Below are 19,257 nucleotides of genomic sequence, written 5' to 3' on the forward strand. Positions count from 1 at the left end.
ATAAAAGCCTGCTTTCTTCTGAAAGCAGGCCTTCGATTAATGTGATCTGGCCAACTCCGGATTGCGGTGCATCGCGAAATAGAGGACAAGTCCGGCGATGAGGAGCAAGGTGCTGGTCGTGATGAATACAGCGGAGAATCCATAGAAACCGGCGACCATTCCGCCCATTGCAGGTCCGATGATATTGCCTAAAAAGCGTAGACTTGTATTGTACCCAAGTACTTCCCCTTGCATTGTGACAGGCGCTTCCTGGCGAATGTAGGCAATCCTTACAGGGATGATGCCGCCTATGGCCATGCCAAGTATGAACCGTACAAAAACAAGCTGCCAAAAATGATTGATGAAGGCCCCAGGCAAGTAGACAAGTGCAGTCAGAAAAAGAAGCAGCACAAGAATCTTCACATGTCCATGCCGATCACCTATCTTACCCCAGTGACGCGCCATCAATAAATTCCCTAGGCCTGCTGCAGAAAAGGCGATACCTGAATAAAATCCAAGATTGGAAGTTCCATGCAGCTCGCCAACGTATAAAGAAAGAATGGGCTGGATGCTGAAGTGGGCAACTTGAACAAGGGTCGAAATGAGCATGACATTCACTAGGATCGGATTCCGTAAGATATGCGAAAGAACCTCCCTGCTTGTATAGCTCGACTTTGTTCCCTTTTGCCGTTCCATTTGATATTCCTTGGTTGCAAAAACAAGAAGTCCAGAGATGAAAATGGTGATGGAGGTGAATTTAAAGGCGGTTGAATAGCCGAGTGTGTCTGCAAGAATGCCTCCAAGCAATGGCCCGAAAAGTGAACCAGTTATATTACCCGTTTGCAGTGTCCCCAGTACGCGTCCGGCAATTTCTTTCGGGGTCTGCGTTGATATGAAGGCCTGTGACATGGATATGAAGCCAGTGAAAATTCCCGTGAACATCCTTAAGACGAATAGCTGCCAAACATTTTCAACGAATCCCATCAAGAAAATGGACAGTCCCATCCCAAAGGCACAGGCAATCAAGATTTTCTTTCTGCCATACCGGTCACCAATCCGTCCCCAAATGGGGGAAAATAAAAAGGCAGTCACAAAAGTGATCCCAAATGTCCATCCGGACCAATGCTGGATGTATTGAGTCGAATAATCCCCGAATGTTCCAATGTATAAAGATATGAATGGAAGAACCATCGTCATGCTTCCGCCTATGAAGAAGTTGGCGAACCACATGATGAAAAGATTCCGTTTAGCTACTTTATGAGCATTCATTTTACATACAACACTTCTTTCCTCCGAAAAAAACTTCGGGTTCCTAAATAATAGTATACAGAAATTAGCTGATTTTTTAAACGAATTTGATTTTTGATGATAAAAACTGGTTTTTTAATGAATGTGCAAATGGTATAATGTGAAAATATTGATTTTTCAGAAAAATTAGATAAAATAAAAAGCGTTCATTTTTCAAATTAAAGGAGTTTTCAGCATGTTAACTATTTTAGGATTTTGCATGATTTTAACGTTTTTGGTCTTAGTCATCACAAAGCGTCTATCCGTTGTCGTCGCTTTTATCTTCACGGCGATAGCTTTTGGTCTGATTGGCGGGTTTGCATCTGAAATGGGAGATATGATGGTGGCAGGTATTTTAAAGGTTACACCGACAGCAGTCATGATCGTTTTTGCTATTTTATATTTTGGTTTAATGATTGACGTTGGTTTATTCGAGCCGATGATCGCGAAAATACTGAGTTTTGTAAAAGGCGATCCGCTAAAGGTTGTCATGGCAACCGCCATTATAACCATATTGGTAGGTTTGGATGGAGACGGTTCTTCCACATTCATGATCACCGTTTCGGCCATGCTTCCGCTTTATATGAAATTAGGGATGAACAGGCTCGTACTGGCCTGTGTCGTTGGTTTAGGTGCTGGGGTCATGAATATGATTCCATGGGGCGGTCCTTTGGTGAGAGCGGCCGCTAGCCTTCAAGTTGAAGTATCGGAGTTATTCCTTCCGCTCATTCCGGTCATGATTTGCGGGCTTATATGGACTCTTTTTTCGGCATATGTACTTGGCAAAAAGGAAAGGGAGAGATTAGGAGTCAGTTCGAAGGAGACGACCATGCCACCTGGTATGAGTGAACAGGCTGCAGCTGTTGAAACCACACCTAAAGGAACATCCAAGTTATTTTGGTTTAATTGGCTCTTGACGATTTTACTGATGGTATTGTTAGTGATGGAAGTGCTGCCAATTCAAATCCTATTTGCCTCCGCCTTTGCGATTGCATTATTTGTTAACTTTCCGAACCCACAAGAACAACAGGAAAGGATTTTAAGTCATGCCAATAGTTTCGTGATGATCTGTACGCTCATTTTCGCTGCAGGAATATTTACAGGTGTATTCACAGAAACAAAGATGATGGACTCGATGGCAGCTTCAATCGTAACCGTCATTCCGGATTGGCTTGGGGCACATTTGCCGCTTGTGGTAGCGCTAACGAGTATTCCGATGGGGTTCATATTCTCACCTGATGCCTATTACTTTGGCATTCTACCAATCATAAGTGAAACGGCATCGAACTTCGGTATTGCCCCTGTAGAAATCGGAAGGGCCGCTTTATTAGGTCATTCGACCACAGGGTTCCCATTATCGCCATTGGTGCCTGCAACATTCATATTGATTGGTCTTGTAGGCGTGGATTTTGGGGATCATCAAAAATTCCTGTTTAAATGGGCTTTTGGGTCAACGATCATCATGACGATCGCAGCCATTACTTTCGGTGTCATCACTTTGTAAAATGTGAGCCCATTAAGCTATAATGTATAATTCTTGTCTGTGTATTTAGTAAGGGGCTCACTCTCACTGATGTAATCTATTTTCCTATTTATCCCGCTTTCTGTTTATTCTTCCATAATAGTGGAAAGTAATAAGAGGAATATACATAAAGAGAGTGAGGGAATTTATCATGAATTATAAACAAAAACTCGTGCTTCCTATGTGTGCTGCCTTTTTACTGTATGGATGTAATTCTGCTGATGATTCAAATCAGGCCGACAAAAATGCCGAGGACATGAATACGATGGGACAAGGAACACAAACAGGGGTTGATCCGCAGGTTAAAGCGGAAATGAAAGATGTAGAAGGTAAAACGCTTGGTACGGTAAACTTTACCGCGGAAGAAAATGCTGTAGTGATCGAGACCGCTTTGGAAGGCCTTGAGCCAGGCTATCACGGATTCCATGTTCACGAAAACGCAGCATGTGAAGCGGATGCTAAGGATGGCCCTTTCACTACAGCGGGGGGGCACTTCAATCCAACTGAAGAAACCCACTCGAATCATGCAGGGGACATGCCCCCTCTCTATGTAAAAGAAGATGGGACAGCGAAGTATACGGCAACATTGGATAACATGACAGTGGACCAACTGAAGAAAGAGGAGTTGGCTGTCATCGTTCATGCAAATCCAGACAACTTTGCCAATATCCCTGACCGTTATGAAGCCAATGGAGAAAAAGGACCTGATGAAGATACCTTGAAAACTGGTGATGCAGGCGATCGACAAGCTTGCGGAATTGTTGTCAGTTCAGAGGAGAATTAAATTTAATGAAGCAAGAGCGATTCTTCTAAAGGGGAATCGCTTTTTTTTCATTTAAATAAAACTAAGAAAGACGATAATTAATAAGAATAGATGCACCCATACAAAAGATTTAATGATGAGCACAGCCCAAGTGTTCCTTCGTAAGCCGAAGTATAGAATGGTACAGAAAAAAAATAAACTCATACTGCCACGAAACATCGGATAACTTGAATTAGTATCCACCAAAATTAGAACGATATTGACTAACGCTGTTAAGATAAATACAAAGATGTAGGCCTTAAAAATCCTTTCTTTTCGTTGGAATTCATGTTGAAATTGATACATCGAATAATCCCCCAACTTATACCTTTTATTAAAATATAACAGACACTTAGCTTACGTTTCCTCCTTGTTTCTACAAGTGTTCATGATATAAGAATCTTTCATAAAATATAAATATGAGCCATTTTTCGGCAGTACTTGGGCTAAATTCTTTTGTTTTAAAAAGGGTTTTTCTATTTAGATATAGAAGTAAGAGTAAGGATTGAATTTTAGGGTAGTTAGTTTGGAAGTTTATTGATTGCCAAAATGTATTGAAAAATTTATGAGGATATAATAAAAAACCCGAATAGGGATCATGTCCACTGATTCGGGTTTGGTTGATTATTTTGCTGTAATGGTTTCTTCAATTCGCTGTAATCTCTCAGCCACTTCTTCTTCAGAAAGGTTATGCTCGACTACATAGCGGTTACGCGGATGCACTCGGCATTCGTGGGTACAGCTGCGCATATATTTGTGTTCGTTCTCTTCACTGCAAAGGATTTTCTTGTTGCATTCAGGGTTAGCGCAATTGACATAGCGTTCACAAGGCTCCCCGGAATAAATATCGCGTCCGACAATGACGTGTTCCTTTTGATTGATGGGTACGGCAATTCTTTCATCGAATACATACATTTGGCCATCCCAAAGGTCGCCTTGTACTTCGGGATCCTTCCCGTATGTCGCGATGCCGCCATGCAGCTGGCTAACATCCTCAAAGCCTTCTTCGACAAGCCAGCCGGAGAACTTCTCGCAGCGGATGCCGCCTGTGCAGTACGTAAGGATTTTTTTACCTTCGAACATTTGTTTATTTTCACGGACCCAATCCGGAAGTTCCCGGAAATTCGTGATTTCCGGCTTGATTGCACCCCTGAAATGTCCTAGATCATATTCATAGTCATTTCTGGCATCAAGGACGATAGTATTTTCATCTTGCATTTGCTCGAAGAATTCCTTCGGGCTCAAATATTGGCCTGTCGTCCGGTTCGGGTTGATGTCATCTTCCAGACGAAGCGTGACAAGTTCATTGCGTGGACGAACATGCATTTTTTTGAAAGCATGGCCATCGGCTTCATCTATTTTAAACACGATATCGGCAAATCGGGGATCTGCTTTCATCATGTCCATATATTGGTTGGTTTGTTCGATCGTACCTGAAACAGTCCCGTTGATACCTTCTGATGCCACCAGGATACGGCCTTTCAATTCAAGTGCTTTACATGCCGCAAGATGCTCGGCTGCGAATTCTTCGTGATTCTCGATAGGTACATACAAATAATAAAGTAATACTCTATATGGTTTTGTTTCCATTTTTTATTTACCACCTATGTTTTATATTTGCAAGATATAAAGGGTGATCATTAAGACACTTTTCTCTTACAGACAATCATTATACCAAGAAAACTTAAAAATGATAAGGGCATGAAGAAAAATCAAAAGGAGTTGTGTGGAATGTTTAAAGATTTACTGAAATATCCAATCATTCAAGCACCGATGGCAGGAGGAGCCTCCACTCCAAAGCTTGCGGCTTCCGTATCCAATGCAGGAGGATTGGGCTTTCTCGCAGCTGGCTATAAGACTGCAGAAGAGATGAAGGACGAGATAGGGCAGACTCGTCAATTGACCGAACGCCCTTTTGGTGTGAATGTATTTGTGCCAGGCAACGAAGTGGTGGATGAAACGTTATTATCTGCCTATGGTGAAAAAATCAAAAAAGAGGCTGAGAGTGTAGGGGCTGAGGTTGGAAAAGCCGATAGTGATGATGATGATTGGGGAAATAAACTAACTGCATTAATGGAGGCTCGGGTCGCTGTCGTCAGTTTTACGTTTGGCTGTCCTTCGGAAAATGTAATAAGGGAGCTACAAAGTGCAGGTTCCCATATTGCCGTGACAGTGACCAACCTACAGGAAGCAAAAAGGGCGGCAAGTGCAGGTGCCGATGTTCTATGTGTCCAGGGGATTGAGGCAGGAGGGCATCGAGCAAGCTTTGAAAACTGCTCAGAAGACGATTATGGTCTCTTAGTTCTAATACGGATGATTGAAAATGAACTGAAGTTACCGATCATTGCGGCAGGTGGACTGATGCGTGGAAAGGATATCGCTGCCGTGCTCGCAGCGGGAGCAACAGCCGCACAATTGGGAACAGCTTTCCTACGCTGTCCCGAAAGCGGGGCAAGTCCCGTTCATAAGGCAGCTCTCGGAAATCCGCGCTTTACTCATACCTCTGTTACCCGCGCCTTCAGCGGCAGGAGGGCACGCGGGCTGGTGAATCATTTTTTAATGGAATATGATAGCGTTGCACCAGCCGCCTATCCTTATGTCCATCACATGACCAAGCATATGCGAAAAGCGGCAGGACAAAAAAACAATCCTGAATTGATGGCGTTGTGGGCAGGACAGGGGTATAAATTGAGCAGGGACCTTCCGGCATCAGAATTGATGGAACTTCTTGTAGAAGAACTAAAATGAGAAGGGTTTGAATGGAAATGGAGATAAGGGAATTATTGAGGGAGGAGTCCCCGCCGATGCATTTGTTGCTTTTGGCTGATCCTTCAAGGAAATTGGTGGAAGCATACTTGGGAAGTGGGACGTGCTTTGTTGCCGAGATGGATAAGCGAATGATTGGAGTCTATGTTTTGCTGCAAAAAGGTCCTGAACTGATAGAGATAATGAACATCGCAGTGGACGAACGGCACCATGGAAAAGGAATCGGTAAACAATTGATTGGACACGCCATAAGCCATGCAAGGGAACAAGGTTATAAAACGATTGAAATCGGAACTGGGAATTCGGGGATAGGACAACTTGCCCTTTACCAAAAATGCGGTTTTAGAATAACTGGGATCGATCGCGACTTTTTTAATATAAACTATACCGAGGCCATTTATGAAAATGGGATCCAGTGTCAGGATATGATCCGCTTGTCAAAAAGTATTTGATGGGAACGGGAGACTAAGCAATGATCAATTATAGGGAATAGCTTTAAAGACAAAAGTGCGGGTCGAATTGCTTAGGGGGAATGAACTTGTTCTTTGGAGATATGATTTATCTTGTTTTTGCTTTACTAATGCCGCTTTTATTTGCAATTGTCGTTTTCATATTCATTCGATCAACGAAAAGTAAAAAGGATTCTTTAGCGAGGATTGAATCGGATCATAAAGACTCACCTGAAAAATAGAGCAAGAGAAAAAGAGTGTCCAAAATGAGCGGTACTCTTTTTCTCCATCTTCATTTTTCCAAAAAAGCTTCCAAATTCTTTTTCACACAGGGCCATTCGTGCTCGAGGATGCTGTAAACCACCGTATTCCTTATCCTTCCATCTTGCAGTTTTTTCTCCATCCGTAAAATGCCTTCTTCAAGTGCGCCGAGCCTGGCTATTGCTGCACGTGATCTTTTGTTCAATTCGTCCGTCCTGAATTCAACCCGTTTCATATGCCACTTTTCAAAAGCATGCTTCAATAGCAGGTACTTACATTCTGTGTTTATGGCTGTTCGCCATTTGTCGGGATGATACCAAGTCGCACCGATTTCCAGAGATTGATTATCAAATTGAATATTTCTTAAGCTAGTGCTGCCAACTATCGCATCGTTAGCCTGATCGATTACGACAAACGGATGATGAAGTTCTTGTTCCCTTGCCCGAATTCCTTCCTTTACATAGGAAATCGCCTCTTCATATGACAAGATCTTTGTGGCGCTCCATTTCCATATTTCAGATGACAGGGAAGCGGCGTAAAGCGGTTCGATATGATGATCCATCATTGGGGTGAGTATCACGTATTTCCCGAATAATTCGATATGCTCCATAGTGTCCTCCTCTTGTTTGATATCCTCATTATAAAAATAATCTGGTCCTGCAATAAGGACCAAAGCTGATATAATTTATGGAACCAGTTTTAAGGAGGACCAAATGTTTGAAATCACTCTTACCATAGATAAAACGAATAAAGATGAAGCCTTATATGTCCAATTGTATAAATACTTTAAAACGGAAATCCAGAATGGGCAAATAAAGGCAGGAACGAAACTGCCTTCTAAACGTAAATTAGCCGTGCATTTAGGTATAGGCCTGAATACAGTGGATACGGCTTATCAGCAGTTGATGGCAGAAGGGTATGTGGAAAGTCAATTAAGGAAAGGTTTTTATGTAGCCGATTTAGAACCGATCTCACCTTTGAATGAGCAGTTGCATGTTGCAGAGGTGATGAAAGGCCCTCTGTATGAAAAGAATAAGATCGATTACAATCATGGCCGGGTGGATGTGGATGCTTTCCCGCATGCTGTGTGGAAAAAATGCTTGAATAATACGTTGTATCTACATGAAAGGGAAATGTTCATGAGCGATGATCCTCAAGGGGAATGGGGGCTCCGGGCTGAAATCTCTTCCTATCTATTTCAATCGAGAGGAGTTCGCTGCGGCGCTGATCAAATCATCATTGGGGCAGGTACACAGTATTTCATCCATCTACTGCGGTTACTTCTTGGAAATGAGCGGATATTTGGGTTGGAAGACCCTGGCTTTCATCGGGTTAGGGAGGTACTGGGGCTGGAGGGGGCCGATATGGCATTCATTCCATTAGATGAAAGCGGAATGAGTGTGGAATCCTTGAAAGAAAGTGCAGCGAATGTTGCCTATGTCACTCCTTCCCATCAATTTCCTTCGGGTATGATCATGCCGATAACCAGAAGGGTGGAATTGTTGAATTGGGCAGTGGGGAAAAATGGTTTTATTATTGAAGATGATTATGACGGGGAATTCCGTCATGCAGGTAAACCGATTCCGTCCTTGCAGGGGTTGGACACAAATGGAAAGGTCATTTACCTAGGCACGTTTTCAAAGTCGCTAATCCCATCAATCAGAGTGGGGTATATGGTGTTACCCAAGGAGTTGGCATGCCAATATAAGGAGAAGCTAATAGGATACAAACAGACCGTTTCCAGACTGATTCAGGAAACGCTCTGTCTTTTTATGAAAAATGGACATTGGGAACGCCATCTGAATAAAATGCGAACGATTTATCGTAAAAAGAATAAGGTGTTGCTGAATGCAATTGAAGAGGGCTTCCATGATCGTGTAGCCGTAATCGGTGAAAAGTCAGGATTGCACATTCTATTAAAAGTAAAAAACGGCAGCAGTGAGTCAGAGCTCATTCAAAAGGCTGCCAGTGTTGGGGTTAAAGTCCACCCCACTTCGGTTTATCTTTCAAAGAAGGTAAAAGAGCCGACTATTTTGATTGGGTACGGTGGTTTAACCGAAAGGGAAATCGAAGAAGGAATCCGACTTTTAAAAAAGGCATGGCTATAGCGAAAGTGATCAATGGGAAGGCCCTGATTCTCACTGATTCAACAATAATATAAGATCCCCATTCAGTTTCTTATATTATTGAGGATTTTAAGGACCGTCTGGAAAAATAAGTCCTGTTCTTCTTCAGTAATGCCTTCCAGGGCTTTTCCTTCGATTTTTTCTGCAATCTTAAGGCATTTTGTATGTACCTCTTTGCCCCGAGGAGTCAGTTCGATTCGTTTTTCCTGTTCATCTTTTCCAGGGACCTGTTTAATCATATTATTCTGTTCCATGCTGTTGACCGAACGTGTGATGATGACACCATCTACATCCAGGTAATTGCAAATATCAGGTATTGTGGAATATCCACAGTTCTTTAAATAATTCAATATTGTCCACTGATTATGGTAAATTTCCAGGGCTGTAATTTGTTCATTCATTTTGCTGACTAATGATCTGGATACTTGTAAATATTGATGAAATAATTGAGTAGGGTTCGTCATATGATTCTCCTTTATAATGGTCGACCAATCCATTATATTCTTTAATTCTTAAAAGTCTATTGTAAAGAATCATTTATTTCAGTCAATGTTTATTTTTGGAAACAAAGCAGAAAAGGGAAGATAATCGCAGAATGAAAGAATTCAGGGAGAGTCCAGTCTCCCTGAATCATCAAGAAAAAAATGGGTAAAGCATATACACTATCACAAGAAGAACCTTAATATATGATGAATATATTTCAGACTATAGTCAAATTCGAGAATTCGAGTTTGACTACAGTTTTTTATGGTTTGTCCATTTGGGCGTTTATTTCCGCTCCAGGCACTCGCTTTCCGCGGGCGGTCCGGGAGCCTCCTCGGCTTGCGCCTGCGGGGTCTCCCTTGGACGCGCTTTTCCCGCAGGAGTCTCGTACCTTCTCTCCAATCAACTTTGTTATAACATTTAGTTAGAAACTATACCTGAGGAGTTGAAGGTGTTGCTTTGGGTCAGTTGGTGCCGGAACATCATTTAATGAAAGATACGTTTTCCGAACCCCTTTTGTCTACAAACTGTAATATATGATGGCAAAAATTTATTTTTTCCTTCAATTGTCCATAAGTGCCTCCGAGAATTGGTAAAAGTCGATACGACAACTTACCTTGAAGCTGAATGCGATATATCCTGCAAACAAAAACCAGCCTCTGAGTGGGCTGGTTTTTGATTAAAACCTCTCGCTGGTGGAGCGGTGTTTTGTTTCTTTTTTATTTCGTTCTTCTTGTCGTTCATATTTAATTTCATCAATTGGTAAATCATCGATGGGCATGATTACTTGATCACGTTCCAGTTGTTTTTCCTGATTTTCCTTGAATGCCTTGGATTTATCATTACGCTCTTCAACATACTTTTCTTTATCTTTGTTATCCAATGTCAATCCCTCCATCCCTTTGTATCTCTTTTTCCCCTTATTGAGAAAATAAAACGTATTAGCGAAATATATACGACCCCGTTTCATAAATATAAGGAGAACAAGAAGTGCAAGGAGGGTTTACTTAGTGAATGCCGCTGTTTTTTTTCGCTGGTTTTGGAGGGGTATTTTCCTTTTAGGCATATTTATCGTCATTCCCTATTCATGGGCTTTGATATTAGCATTACTCACTGCCATCCTTTTGGATGGAATGGTCCGCATGATTGGTGAAACGGCAAAGCTGCACCGGATTTGGGCAGTATTGATTTCATTTGTTTTATATGTAGGCGGGCTTATGAGCGTCACTTATTTTTCCTTTTCGGTTTTAATCAAGAAGGTCATTGTCTATTCGGAAGAATTTCCTGGATTCATACGTGAAATGTATTTGACGGCGTTATTGCCGGTCATTAGGCAATGGGAACAATATTCCCAAACGTTGCCGCCAAATCTCATTCAGTCCATAGAACAAACGATGGAAAAGGGAGTCATGGCTCTAGAAGGTTTCACTGAGGGTTTTGTTCAGGATATGGTTCAGTTCGTTACACTCATTCCGGGATTTTTCATTGATTTTTTAATTTATTTAATCGCTTTATTCTTAATTAGTCTCGAATTGCCTAAGTTAAGGAAAAAGGCAATCCTTTATTTGAAGACATCCACCTATCAAAAGATATCGCTAGTTTATCAAGATTTAAGTATGGCAGCAGTTGGCTTCATCAAGGCACAAATCCTGTTGAGTTTAATTACGTTCATCATGGCTTATGGAGGACTTTGGTTGTTAAATGTGAAGTATACGATCCCATTGGCACTGTTAATAGTTGTTGTGGACATTCTTCCTATCCTGGGGACGGGATCTATACTGGTTCCTTGGGCAGTAATTGTTTGGGCGCAAGGAAACCATCATCTAGGGATTGGCCTTATTATCCTGTTCCTGGTCATAACCATCATAAGAAGGACCATCGAACCAAAAATCTATTCAGCAAATATGGGGTTGAGTCCTTTGGCATCGTTGGTCAGTCTTTATTTAGGGTTTAAAATGCTTGGTTTCATTGGGCTTTTCCTTGGACCTTCGATACTGATTGTTTATGATACGTTAAAGAGGGCAGGTGTGATTAAATCAAACTTCAAAATATGAGATTATTAGAAGTGTTTTGCCTGATTTCTTAAATTGGACATATCTTTTACCGCTTTACCGTGACCGTTGCAATGATTGCAGTCACGTGAAAAGAATTGCAAATAGCGGGTTTTCCCTTTCCCTTTGCAGTGCTGGCAGATGGTTATGAGTTTCATAATTCCTCACTCCTTCAAAAAGTATCGCTTTTCTAACAGTATGAAACAATAAAGGTAGAACTATACTTAATGTTATCATTCAATCTAAATGCAGCAGATTTTATATATTATGTGTTTATTTTATTTCATGTACCAGTTGAAAAAAAATAACCCCCGCTCCTATTGTCAATTAGGAGCGGGGGTTAAAATCATGAAACGATTTCGGTTTGTGATATCATCGGGAATTCTTTTACTTCGCTTACGACTTTTGCTGGTTTATATATTTCAATATAACAAATATGGTGATCTTCCATTTCTTTTATCCTGAAGTTATAGGGACCATAAGTCAGGATATCGCCTTGTTTGGCCTCGTAATTCTCGGTAAGGATCCATCCGCCCATCGTATCAATATCTTCATCGTTGATATCCAATCCAAGTAAATCATTCACTTCACTGACTAATACCTTGGCATCGATGATATAGTGATCTTCTTTTAATTTGCGGACATCCGGCACTTCATCCAGGTCGAATTCATCACGGATATCGCCAACGATTTCTTCAAGGATATCCTCAACGGTCACCAATCCTGATGTACCGCCGTATTCATCCATGAGGATAGCCATGTGAATGCGTTCCTTTTGCATTTTTAAAAGTAAATCGTGAATTGGGATACTGTCGATGACACGGATGATCGGACGAACATATCGGTTGATCGTTGACGCTGCCTGATTGTTCTTGTCTATCATTTCAGTGAATAGCTCTTTGATGTTGACCATTCCGATAACATGATCTTTATCACCATCGATGACAGGGTATCGTGTAAAGTTTTCTTCCGCCATAACGGTGAAAAACTGTTGGATCGTATCATCTTTGGATACCGTTGCAATCTCTGTACGTGGAACCATGATTTCTTTTGCAATCCGATCATCGAATTCAAAAATTTTATTCACATATTTAAACTCAGATTGGTTAATTTCGCCACTTTTATAGCTTTCGGAAACAATGATACGAAGCTCTTCTTCTGTATGAGCCAAATCATGTTCGGAAACTGCTTTTAATCCTAGCATTTTTGTAAGCGTCCTTGCAGAGCCATTCAGTACCCAGATGAAAGGATACATGACTTTGTTAAAACCAATTAAAGGTTTGGAAACCAATAAAGTTACTTGCTCCGCTTTTTGAATCGCCAATGTTTTCGGTGCCAGTTCTCCAACAACCACATGTATGAAGGTTATGAAAGAAAAGGCAATTGCAACTGAGAGTGCATGTGAAGCGGAATCTGGAAGATTCAATTGAATTAAGAGTGGGTGCAAAATGTTTTCAACTGTCGGTTCCCCAAGCACCCCAAGCCCAAGAGCGGTAACTGTAATTCCAAGCTGGCATGTCGAGAGGTATTCATCTAGGTTGGATATGACCTTCTTTGCTGAAATAGCATTCGGCTTTCCTTCTTCAATTAATTGATCGACCCTCGTGCTTCTCACTTTAACAATTGCAAACTCCGTAGCTACAAAAAATGCTGTTAAAGCAATTAAAATGGCAATAAGAACCAAGTTTATTATGTCCAAATAGTCTCCCTTAACTCGCCATCGAGACGAATAAGGAGTCCACCTCCTACATTTTTAAAATATACAAGTATATTTTTTTTGCTGTGCTGAATATTTTCGGGATTTATTCAAAATAGCTGTGGTAAATAGGTGTGCAGCCGCTTGAACTCCCATTTTTTCGAGTGATGAAGAGAATAATAGTATATGCCGATTAGCGATGCGTAGACGGGAAATAGAAGAATTTCTGTATGAAGGAGTGCAGCCATTTTTCAAAAGTATGCACATATCCGTTACGCAAAGCAGCGTCCGTCCGTCAAAACGAACATTCTTTAATGCCCCATCAAATCACCTCATTTAATCAATTTAAATACTTTCATTATAGAAAGAGTTAGTCATTCAGTCAAACAGCTTAGGGCTCCTTAAATCCGGTAAATTGCTTGTAAAGGATCAATTTGAGCTAATAATTAGCGATTTTTGACTGTTTTCTCTAATTTATTGCATTATATTATAGAATATTCAGAAAACTGAGAGCCTGCTTCAAAAAAAATGGCCAATTTCATTATTTTTTGGACGGCATAAACATATTCTATAAAAACTGGACAGGTTTTAATGCAGATTAAAGGGGGTGGCAGCCATGAAAATCATGGAAAGGATGGCAGCGATCATTGCCGGCAGCATGCTTGTGGGTGTGGGGATCAATTTTTTTCTGATCCCTTATCATTTATTGGATGGGGGCATGATAGGGATTGGGCTGATCTTCCATTACTATATGGGACTTCCAACAGGCCTGGGTGTGATTTTGAGCAGCATTCCATTATATATATATGCTTGGTACTTTGAAAAAAAACTATTTCTGAACAGCTTGCATGGCTTGCTTTTTTCCTCTTTATGCATCGATATTTTTTCCGATGTCGTCACCGGATGGAATCTTCCCATTTATGTAAGTGCGATAATTGGGGGAGGGTTGATTGGACTTGGAATAGGCTTGATGCTTCGGTATGGAACCTCTACTGGCGGAACGGATATGCTGGCACAGATCATTTCCAGGAAGAGTGGGCTCAATGTCGGTTTGCTGATTTTTTTCATTGACGGATGCGTACTGCTTTGCGGACTGAGCGTTGTAGGGACTTCAATCTTTTTATATTCATTTTTAACGATCATTGCGGTAGCCATGCTGACTTCAGTCACCGTGATGCGAACTATTTGATATTGAATTATGTATAAAAATCTGAAAAAAGGAAAGGATGGGCAGTATGAAAAGGACAGATTTTTAGTCTAAATAAATAGTAAAGGGAAGTTTTTATGAAAAAATTCTATATATGTTCTGCGTTGTTATTTATGCTGGCTGGGTGTCAAGAGACTGAAATGCCAGAGGATAAAGAAGTGAACAGTGCTGTTCCGGATTCGATGGATGCTTCAATCGTCATTAAAGGGAAAGTGGAGCCTGGCAAAGAAGTCATTCTTGAAACGTCAGTAAAACAAGGAAGCCGATTGGTGAATGAAGCTGATGAGGTACTGTTTGAAGTGAGAAAGTCCGGACAGGATAAACGGGAAATGCTGGAAGCAAAGAATACTGGAAGTGGCGTGTATCAAGTGATGCATACTTTTGAAGAACAAGGCAAATATATTGTAGTTTCCCATGTAACGGCCAAAGGCCTTCATGTGATGCCTGAAAAAGAAGTTGTCGTTCCAGAACATGAAAGTGAAGGTGCATCGGTTCATCCAAGTACGGATGTATCAATCGAGTTTCAAAGTAACCCTGTAAAAGCAGGAAACAGTTCGAACTTTGAAGCAACCGTAGAATTGGATGGTAAGCCACTGACAAATGCTGATGTGAATTTTGAGGTATGGAAGGAAGGCAGCGAAGAGAGTCATTTCACCAAAGCTGAAGAAGATGGAAATGGGACATATCTAAATAAGGTATCATTCGAAGAATCGGGAACCTATAAGGTGCAGGTACATGTAGAAAAAGACGAAGTGCATGAACACCAATTGCAAACCATTCAAGTAAATTGACACCGTGTAAAATGTTTTTTTGATGGAATTGTTTAAATGGGTTTTATCCTTTCGTTAAATGGGAAGTTAAAGGATAACGATACAGCAGAAAGGGAGGGTAAGTATGAATAATCAAATAATCAACAAGTTTAAGAATCTCGGGATTCATATTGAAAAAACGAAATCACGCCGAGAGATTTTCACTAATGTTTCACAAAACGATTCATCCTTACTCACCACAGCTGCTTTTACTCAATTTTCCCAAAAAAGGGAGCTAAAAGAATATTGATGCAATGAGACCGGGGTACATATCAGCTGGTCTTTTTTTGTGCATTCCTAAAGTAATACCGGTGAAGCAGGAAATGAAAAATCGAATAGAACCTTATGAGCTGAAATAGGATAGAAGGACAAACAATTTGAAATTTAGATTTAAGGGAGTCCGATTGCATGATATCACAGCTTATAATAACGATATTGAATTGGTTTGCAGAAATGGGGTATATGGGAGTTTTATTGGGTCTGATGGTTGAAATCATCCCGAGTGAGCTTGTTCTTGGATACGGTGGTTATTTGGTCGGCCTGGGGCAAATGAATTTTTGGGGAGCTGTCTTAGCTGGTGTGGTAGGTGGGACGATGGCACAACTATTTCTCTATTGGGCTGGTTATTATGGAGGACGGCCCTTTCTCTTGAAGTATGGAAAATATATTTTCATTAAAGAAAATCATATCGTAATGGCTGAAGAGTGGTTTCAACGTTATGGGGTAGGAGTGGTTTTTACGGCACGATTCATTCCCGTTGTTCGCCATGCCATTTCCATCCCTGCCGGAATTGCAAGGATGTCCGTATGGAAGTTTATATTTTATACGATTGCCGCTGTCATACCTTGGACCATATTGTTTCTGACCTTAGGGCGGATCCTCGGCGAAAATTGGCAGCAAATCAGGGAAATAACTGCACCTTATCTTATTCCGGTAGCTGGTTTTTCCTTTATACTTATCATGCTTTATATCATCTGGAAAAAAAAGAGTACACCTCCAATCGTAACGGTCAAAAAAATGGGACGGTTTTTCGATAAATGATTACATCAAAAAACAGCCATGTAAAATCACCTTTTACGTGGCTGTTTTTAATTATTATCCTTGGGGAAGGTCTTCTTCCAGAGGAAGCTGTACGACCTTTTTTGTCACCTCGATAGAACGAATGGCGTGATCTTCCATTTCAATCACTTTAAAGCAGAATCCGTCTTTTTCCATGATGTCCCCTACATTCACATCATAATTTTCAGTAAGGACCCATCCGCCTATAGTATCGACATCATCTTCCTCCAAGTGAATGCCAAGTAAATCATTCACTTCCTTTACAAGAAGTTTAGAGTCTAAAATATAGTGTCCATCTTTGATTTTCCTGATCGATGCGACTTCATCGATATCGAATTCATCACGAATTTCCCCAACGATTTCCTCGAGGATATCCTCAACTGTGACAAGTCCTGAAGTACCGCCGTATTCATCCATCAAAATAGCCATATGAATGTGTTCTTTTTGCATTTTCAACAGTAAATCGTGAATGGGAATATTTTCCATAACTCGAATGATCGGACGAGTGTAATTTTCAATCGCTTTGATATGGATTTCCCGATTCTTTATAAGATCCGAGAAAACCTCCTTTAAGTTCACTAAGCCGATGACATGGTCTTTATCACCTTCGACAACAGGATATCGAGTGTATTTCTCCATTTTGGCCACATCGACGAATTCCTGTACCGTTTCATCTTTGGATATCGTCATGATTTCTGTCCTTGGTACCATGATTTCTTTGGCAACACGGTCATCGAATTCAAAGATGTTGCTTACATATTTAAATTCGGACTGGTTAATCTCTCCGCTTTTATAGCTATCCGACAGGATGAAACGCAATTCTTCTTCCGTATGGGCTATTTCGCTTTCGGATGCAGGTTTGAAGCCAAATAATCCGACAACGAAACGTGAAGAATGGTTCAATACCCAGATGAAGGGAAAGGCAATCTTATGGAAAAAAATCAGCGGGCCGGCAATAGCCAAGGCCACTTGCTCAGCCTTTTGGATGGCAACCGTCTTTGGAGCCAATTCACCTACTACCACATTCAGGAACGTTATCAAGGAAAATGAAATGACAAATGTCAGAATGTTTGTGACTTCTTGAGGGAAATTCAAGGCATTGAATAAAGGTCCAACCAATTTTAGGATAGTCGGTTGTCCTAGCCACCCCAATCCAAGGGCAGTAACGGTTATTCCAAGTTGTGTGGCGGATAGGTATTCATCAAGATCGGATGTAACCTTCTTGGCCGCAATCGCTTTTTTGCTTCCCTCTTCAATCAATTGATCGATCCTGGAGCTGCGGACCCTTATGATCGAAAATTCCGAAGCTACAAAAAAGGCAGTTAAAGCGATTAAAATAATGACTAATAAAAAACTTAATATGTCCAATTAGTGTGGGACTTAATTGAATCGCCTGATGTACCGAACGACTTAATTATCCCAGTCACCTCCCAAAACCAATAATAGATGAAATGATATTAATGTATAAAATTTTAGATGAAAAATAAGATCGATTATCTTGTATGAATATTATGAGGGTTTTATTTTCAATCTATAGGATTATTCACCTCGATTAGTAGTGGAACCTAACTATTAGTATAAGTAACTGGACGTCAATCAGTCAAAAATTTCACACTAAAAACCCATGGAAAAAAGGATATTTATCCATTATTTAGTTTTCAATTGTATGGAAAAGGTCGTTAGGAAATCGGTAGAGTGGCAGGATAAGGTTCCTTGATGTTTTAAAACGATTTCTTTACAGACGAATAGTCCCAATCCCGTTCCTCTTTTTTTTGTGGTGATGAATGGTTCAAAAATGTTCGGCAGGACCTCGTCAGGTATCTTCGGCCCATTGTTGGAAATATTTAAGGTAAGGATGCCGGGTGGTGACTCAGAGCCTGAAATGTAAATGGATGGGGAAGGCATCCCTGCAACCACATCAAGAGCATTTAAAATAATATTAAGTAATACCTGACGGAATTCTTCTTCAGAACCGGAAATTACGGCATCATCGGCGATATTACATGTAATGGAAGCATTTACTTCCAAAATGCTTGGATATAAAAATTCAATGACCTCGTTAACTAGCTTAGCAATGGAAAATAGATCTGGTGGTGATGTTGAAGTTTCCTTTTTGGAAATATTAAGAAATTGTGTAATCCGATAATTGAGCTGATCCAATTCCTTTGAAATGATATCAAGGTATTTTATTTCCGGTTGTTCTGCCTGTAACAATTGTATGAATCCCATTATGGATGTCAGTGGATTTCGGAATTCATGGACAAAGCTCGAGGTCATTTGGCCAAGGAGTGTTAAACGGTCTTTATGGTTTGGGCTTATGAATTGATAGCGTTCTTCAAGTTCCATCGTTTTCAATTCGGTATAATGGGATAATGCAAAATGAATGAGTTTATCGAAGTAAACGTTTACATGCTTGATTCGATCGGATATTTCTTCTTTGGGTGCTTCTGAATTCAAAACGTGCTCAATGATGATGGATCTGCCGATGGTTGCAGTGGAAAAGAAATTTTCCATATCCAATTGCTTATTAACTCGATCAGACGCAATTTTTCCCCCTACGACCTTCAGTACATCGTCTATGTCAGTATCCGATTTTCCAAGCTGATCCATTAGCAGATTAAAGATATTTTCCACTTCTCCTTTAAAATATCCCATATATCCGTCCGGTAAATGCAGCAACTCATCTTTCCATTTGGATATGATACTGCTTTTTTGAGAAGATAAAAAGTGAATGGTCATTTCTCGATTAGATACCATTTT

20 protein-coding genes are annotated in these 19,257 nt (G+C 40.6%); 11 read left to right on the plus strand and 9 right to left on the minus strand.

From position 1 onward, the window contains the following. Positions 1-36: 36 nt before the first annotated feature. Positions 37-1,248, minus strand: a complete 1,212-nt coding sequence (locus tag ACDZ29_RS16020) for an MFS transporter (protein ID WP_370014113.1) — start codon at positions 1,246-1,248, stop codon at positions 37-39. Between the two features lie 214 nt (positions 1,249-1,462). On the opposite strand from ACDZ29_RS16020, the gene ACDZ29_RS16025 reads away from it, so the two are divergent. Then, positions 1,463-2,770: a CitMHS family transporter gene (locus ACDZ29_RS16025; RefSeq protein ID WP_375088150.1), complete on the plus strand. Its 1,308-nt coding sequence runs from the start codon at positions 1,463-1,465 to the stop codon at positions 2,768-2,770. A gap of 169 nt (positions 2,771-2,939) precedes the next feature. Then, positions 2,940-3,572: a superoxide dismutase family protein gene (locus ACDZ29_RS16030; RefSeq protein ID WP_375088151.1), complete on the plus strand. Its 633-nt coding sequence runs from the start codon at positions 2,940-2,942 to the stop codon at positions 3,570-3,572. Between the two features lie 642 nt (positions 3,573-4,214). On the opposite strand, the gene ACDZ29_RS16035 is transcribed toward ACDZ29_RS16030, so the two are convergent. Then, on the minus strand, positions 4,215-5,180 hold the full coding sequence (locus ACDZ29_RS16035) for a rhodanese-related sulfurtransferase (RefSeq protein ID WP_289317637.1): 966 nt from the start codon (positions 5,178-5,180) through the stop codon (positions 4,215-4,217). 141 nt (positions 5,181-5,321) lie between these two features. Here ACDZ29_RS16035 and ACDZ29_RS16040 point away from each other — a divergent pair, with 141 nt between their 5' ends. The 3 genes from ACDZ29_RS16040 (at position 5,322) to ACDZ29_RS16050 (ending at position 7,047) form a co-directional block, all read left to right on the plus strand. Next, positions 5,322-6,338: a nitronate monooxygenase gene (locus ACDZ29_RS16040; RefSeq protein ID WP_370014117.1), complete on the plus strand. Its 1,017-nt coding sequence runs from the start codon at positions 5,322-5,324 to the stop codon at positions 6,336-6,338. A 17-nt stretch (positions 6,339-6,355) separates the two neighbouring features. Then, positions 6,356-6,808 (plus strand): GNAT family N-acetyltransferase, encoded by a 453-nt coding sequence (locus tag ACDZ29_RS16045; RefSeq protein WP_289327247.1) that lies wholly within the window; start codon positions 6,356-6,358, stop codon positions 6,806-6,808. An 86-nt stretch (positions 6,809-6,894) separates the two neighbouring features. Next, complete coding sequence (locus tag ACDZ29_RS16050; protein WP_289323983.1) at positions 6,895-7,047, plus strand: hypothetical protein; 153 nt, start codon at positions 6,895-6,897, stop codon at positions 7,045-7,047. Positions 7,048-7,097: 50 nt separating this feature from the next. On the opposite strand, the gene ACDZ29_RS16055 is transcribed toward ACDZ29_RS16050, so the two are convergent. After that, positions 7,098-7,676, minus strand: a complete 579-nt coding sequence (locus ACDZ29_RS16055) for a GNAT family N-acetyltransferase (protein ID WP_375088152.1) — start codon at positions 7,674-7,676, stop codon at positions 7,098-7,100. A 103-nt stretch (positions 7,677-7,779) separates the two neighbouring features. Here ACDZ29_RS16055 and ACDZ29_RS16060 point away from each other — a divergent pair, with 103 nt between their 5' ends. After that, positions 7,780-9,174, plus strand: coding sequence for a PLP-dependent aminotransferase family protein (locus ACDZ29_RS16060; RefSeq protein ID WP_375088153.1), 1,395 nt, complete (start codon positions 7,780-7,782; stop codon positions 9,172-9,174). Between the two features lie 62 nt (positions 9,175-9,236). On the opposite strand, the gene ACDZ29_RS16065 is transcribed toward ACDZ29_RS16060, so the two are convergent. Together ACDZ29_RS16065 and ACDZ29_RS16070 are read right to left on the minus strand one after the other, a co-directional pair. Next, positions 9,237-9,656, minus strand: a complete 420-nt coding sequence (locus ACDZ29_RS16065) for a MarR family winged helix-turn-helix transcriptional regulator (protein ID WP_289317632.1) — start codon at positions 9,654-9,656, stop codon at positions 9,237-9,239. Positions 9,657-10,354: 698 nt separating this feature from the next. Continuing rightward, positions 10,355-10,558, minus strand: a complete 204-nt coding sequence (locus tag ACDZ29_RS16070; protein WP_289323986.1) for a hypothetical protein — start codon at positions 10,556-10,558, stop codon at positions 10,355-10,357. A gap of 127 nt (positions 10,559-10,685) precedes the next feature. On the opposite strand from ACDZ29_RS16070, the gene ytvI reads away from it, so the two are divergent. After that, complete coding sequence (gene ytvI, locus ACDZ29_RS16075; protein ID WP_289323987.1) at positions 10,686-11,729, plus strand: sporulation integral membrane protein YtvI; 1,044 nt, start codon at positions 10,686-10,688, stop codon at positions 11,727-11,729. A 5-nt stretch (positions 11,730-11,734) separates the two neighbouring features. Here the strand turns inward: ytvI and ACDZ29_RS16080 are convergent, their stop codons facing one another. Beyond that, positions 11,735-11,884 carry a hypothetical protein gene (locus ACDZ29_RS16080; protein ID WP_370014122.1) on the minus strand — a complete coding sequence of 50 codons (150 nt, stop codon included), beginning with the start codon at positions 11,882-11,884 and terminating at the stop codon, positions 11,735-11,737. Positions 11,885-12,072: 188 nt separating this feature from the next. Further along, entirely contained in the window at positions 12,073-13,425 is a 1,353-nt protein-coding gene (locus tag ACDZ29_RS16085; RefSeq protein WP_289323988.1) for a hemolysin family protein, read from the minus strand. Between the two features lie 613 nt (positions 13,426-14,038). Here ACDZ29_RS16085 and ACDZ29_RS16090 point away from each other — a divergent pair. From ACDZ29_RS16090 to ACDZ29_RS16105, 4 genes are all read left to right on the plus strand, one after another. Beyond that, positions 14,039-14,611 carry a YitT family protein gene (locus ACDZ29_RS16090; RefSeq protein ID WP_370014123.1) on the plus strand — a complete coding sequence of 191 codons (573 nt, stop codon included), beginning with the start codon at positions 14,039-14,041 and terminating at the stop codon, positions 14,609-14,611. Between the two features lie 95 nt (positions 14,612-14,706). Then, positions 14,707-15,420 carry a FixH family protein gene (locus ACDZ29_RS16095; RefSeq protein WP_289323989.1) on the plus strand — a complete coding sequence of 238 codons (714 nt, stop codon included), beginning with the start codon at positions 14,707-14,709 and terminating at the stop codon, positions 15,418-15,420. A gap of 103 nt (positions 15,421-15,523) precedes the next feature. Then, complete coding sequence (locus tag ACDZ29_RS16100; RefSeq protein WP_375088154.1) at positions 15,524-15,688, plus strand: Lmo0850 family protein; 165 nt, start codon at positions 15,524-15,526, stop codon at positions 15,686-15,688. 161 nt (positions 15,689-15,849) lie between these two features. Further along, complete coding sequence (locus ACDZ29_RS16105) at positions 15,850-16,479, plus strand: DedA family protein (protein ID WP_370016985.1); 630 nt, start codon at positions 15,850-15,852, stop codon at positions 16,477-16,479. Positions 16,480-16,533: 54 nt separating this feature from the next. Here ACDZ29_RS16105 and ACDZ29_RS16110 read toward each other — a convergent pair whose 3' ends face one another. Together ACDZ29_RS16110 and ACDZ29_RS16115 are read right to left on the minus strand one after the other, a co-directional pair. Continuing rightward, positions 16,534-17,865, minus strand: a complete 1,332-nt coding sequence (locus ACDZ29_RS16110) for a hemolysin family protein (protein WP_289323991.1) — start codon at positions 17,863-17,865, stop codon at positions 16,534-16,536. A gap of 279 nt (positions 17,866-18,144) precedes the next feature. Next, positions 18,145-19,254 carry a histidine kinase N-terminal domain-containing protein gene (locus tag ACDZ29_RS16115; protein ID WP_370014126.1) on the minus strand — a complete coding sequence of 370 codons (1,110 nt, stop codon included), beginning with the start codon at positions 19,252-19,254 and terminating at the stop codon, positions 18,145-18,147. Positions 19,255-19,257: the final 3 nt, after the last annotated feature.

It is taken from the genome of Peribacillus sp. RS7, assembly GCF_041956845.1.
Classification (GTDB): domain Bacteria; phylum Bacillota; class Bacilli; order Bacillales; family DSM-1321; genus Peribacillus.

What these genes read in the sequence shown, in the direction of transcription:
- ACDZ29_RS16020 (WP_370014113.1), bottom strand. Translation starts at nt 1,248, where the DNA reads ATGAATGCTCATAAAGTAGCTAAACGGAATCTTTTCATCATGTGGTTC.
- ACDZ29_RS16025 (WP_375088150.1), top strand. Translation starts at nt 1,463, where the DNA reads ATGTTAACTATTTTAGGATTTTGCATGATTTTAACGTTTTTGGTCTTA.
- ACDZ29_RS16030 (WP_375088151.1), top strand. Translation starts at nt 2,940, where the DNA reads ATGAATTATAAACAAAAACTCGTGCTTCCTATGTGTGCTGCCTTTTTA.
- ACDZ29_RS16035 (WP_289317637.1), bottom strand. Translation starts at nt 5,180, where the DNA reads ATGGAAACAAAACCATATAGAGTATTACTTTATTATTTGTATGTACCT.
- ACDZ29_RS16040 (WP_370014117.1), top strand. Translation starts at nt 5,322, where the DNA reads ATGTTTAAAGATTTACTGAAATATCCAATCATTCAAGCACCGATGGCA.
- ACDZ29_RS16045 (WP_289327247.1), top strand. Translation starts at nt 6,356, where the DNA reads ATGGAGATAAGGGAATTATTGAGGGAGGAGTCCCCGCCGATGCATTTG.
- ACDZ29_RS16055 (WP_375088152.1), bottom strand. Translation starts at nt 7,676, where the DNA reads ATGGAGCATATCGAATTATTCGGGAAATACGTGATACTCACCCCAATG.
- ACDZ29_RS16060 (WP_375088153.1), top strand. Translation starts at nt 7,780, where the DNA reads ATGTTTGAAATCACTCTTACCATAGATAAAACGAATAAAGATGAAGCC.
- ACDZ29_RS16065 (WP_289317632.1), bottom strand. Translation starts at nt 9,656, where the DNA reads ATGACGAACCCTACTCAATTATTTCATCAATATTTACAAGTATCCAGA.
- ACDZ29_RS16080 (WP_370014122.1), bottom strand. Translation starts at nt 11,884, where the DNA reads ATGAAACTCATAACCATCTGCCAGCACTGCAAAGGGAAAGGGAAAACC.
- ACDZ29_RS16090 (WP_370014123.1), top strand. Translation starts at nt 14,039, where the DNA reads ATGAAAATCATGGAAAGGATGGCAGCGATCATTGCCGGCAGCATGCTT.
- ACDZ29_RS16095 (WP_289323989.1), top strand. Translation starts at nt 14,707, where the DNA reads ATGAAAAAATTCTATATATGTTCTGCGTTGTTATTTATGCTGGCTGGG.
- ACDZ29_RS16100 (WP_375088154.1), top strand. Translation starts at nt 15,524, where the DNA reads ATGAATAATCAAATAATCAACAAGTTTAAGAATCTCGGGATTCATATT.
- ACDZ29_RS16115 (WP_370014126.1), bottom strand. Translation starts at nt 19,254, where the DNA reads ATGGTATCTAATCGAGAAATGACCATTCACTTTTTATCTTCTCAAAAA.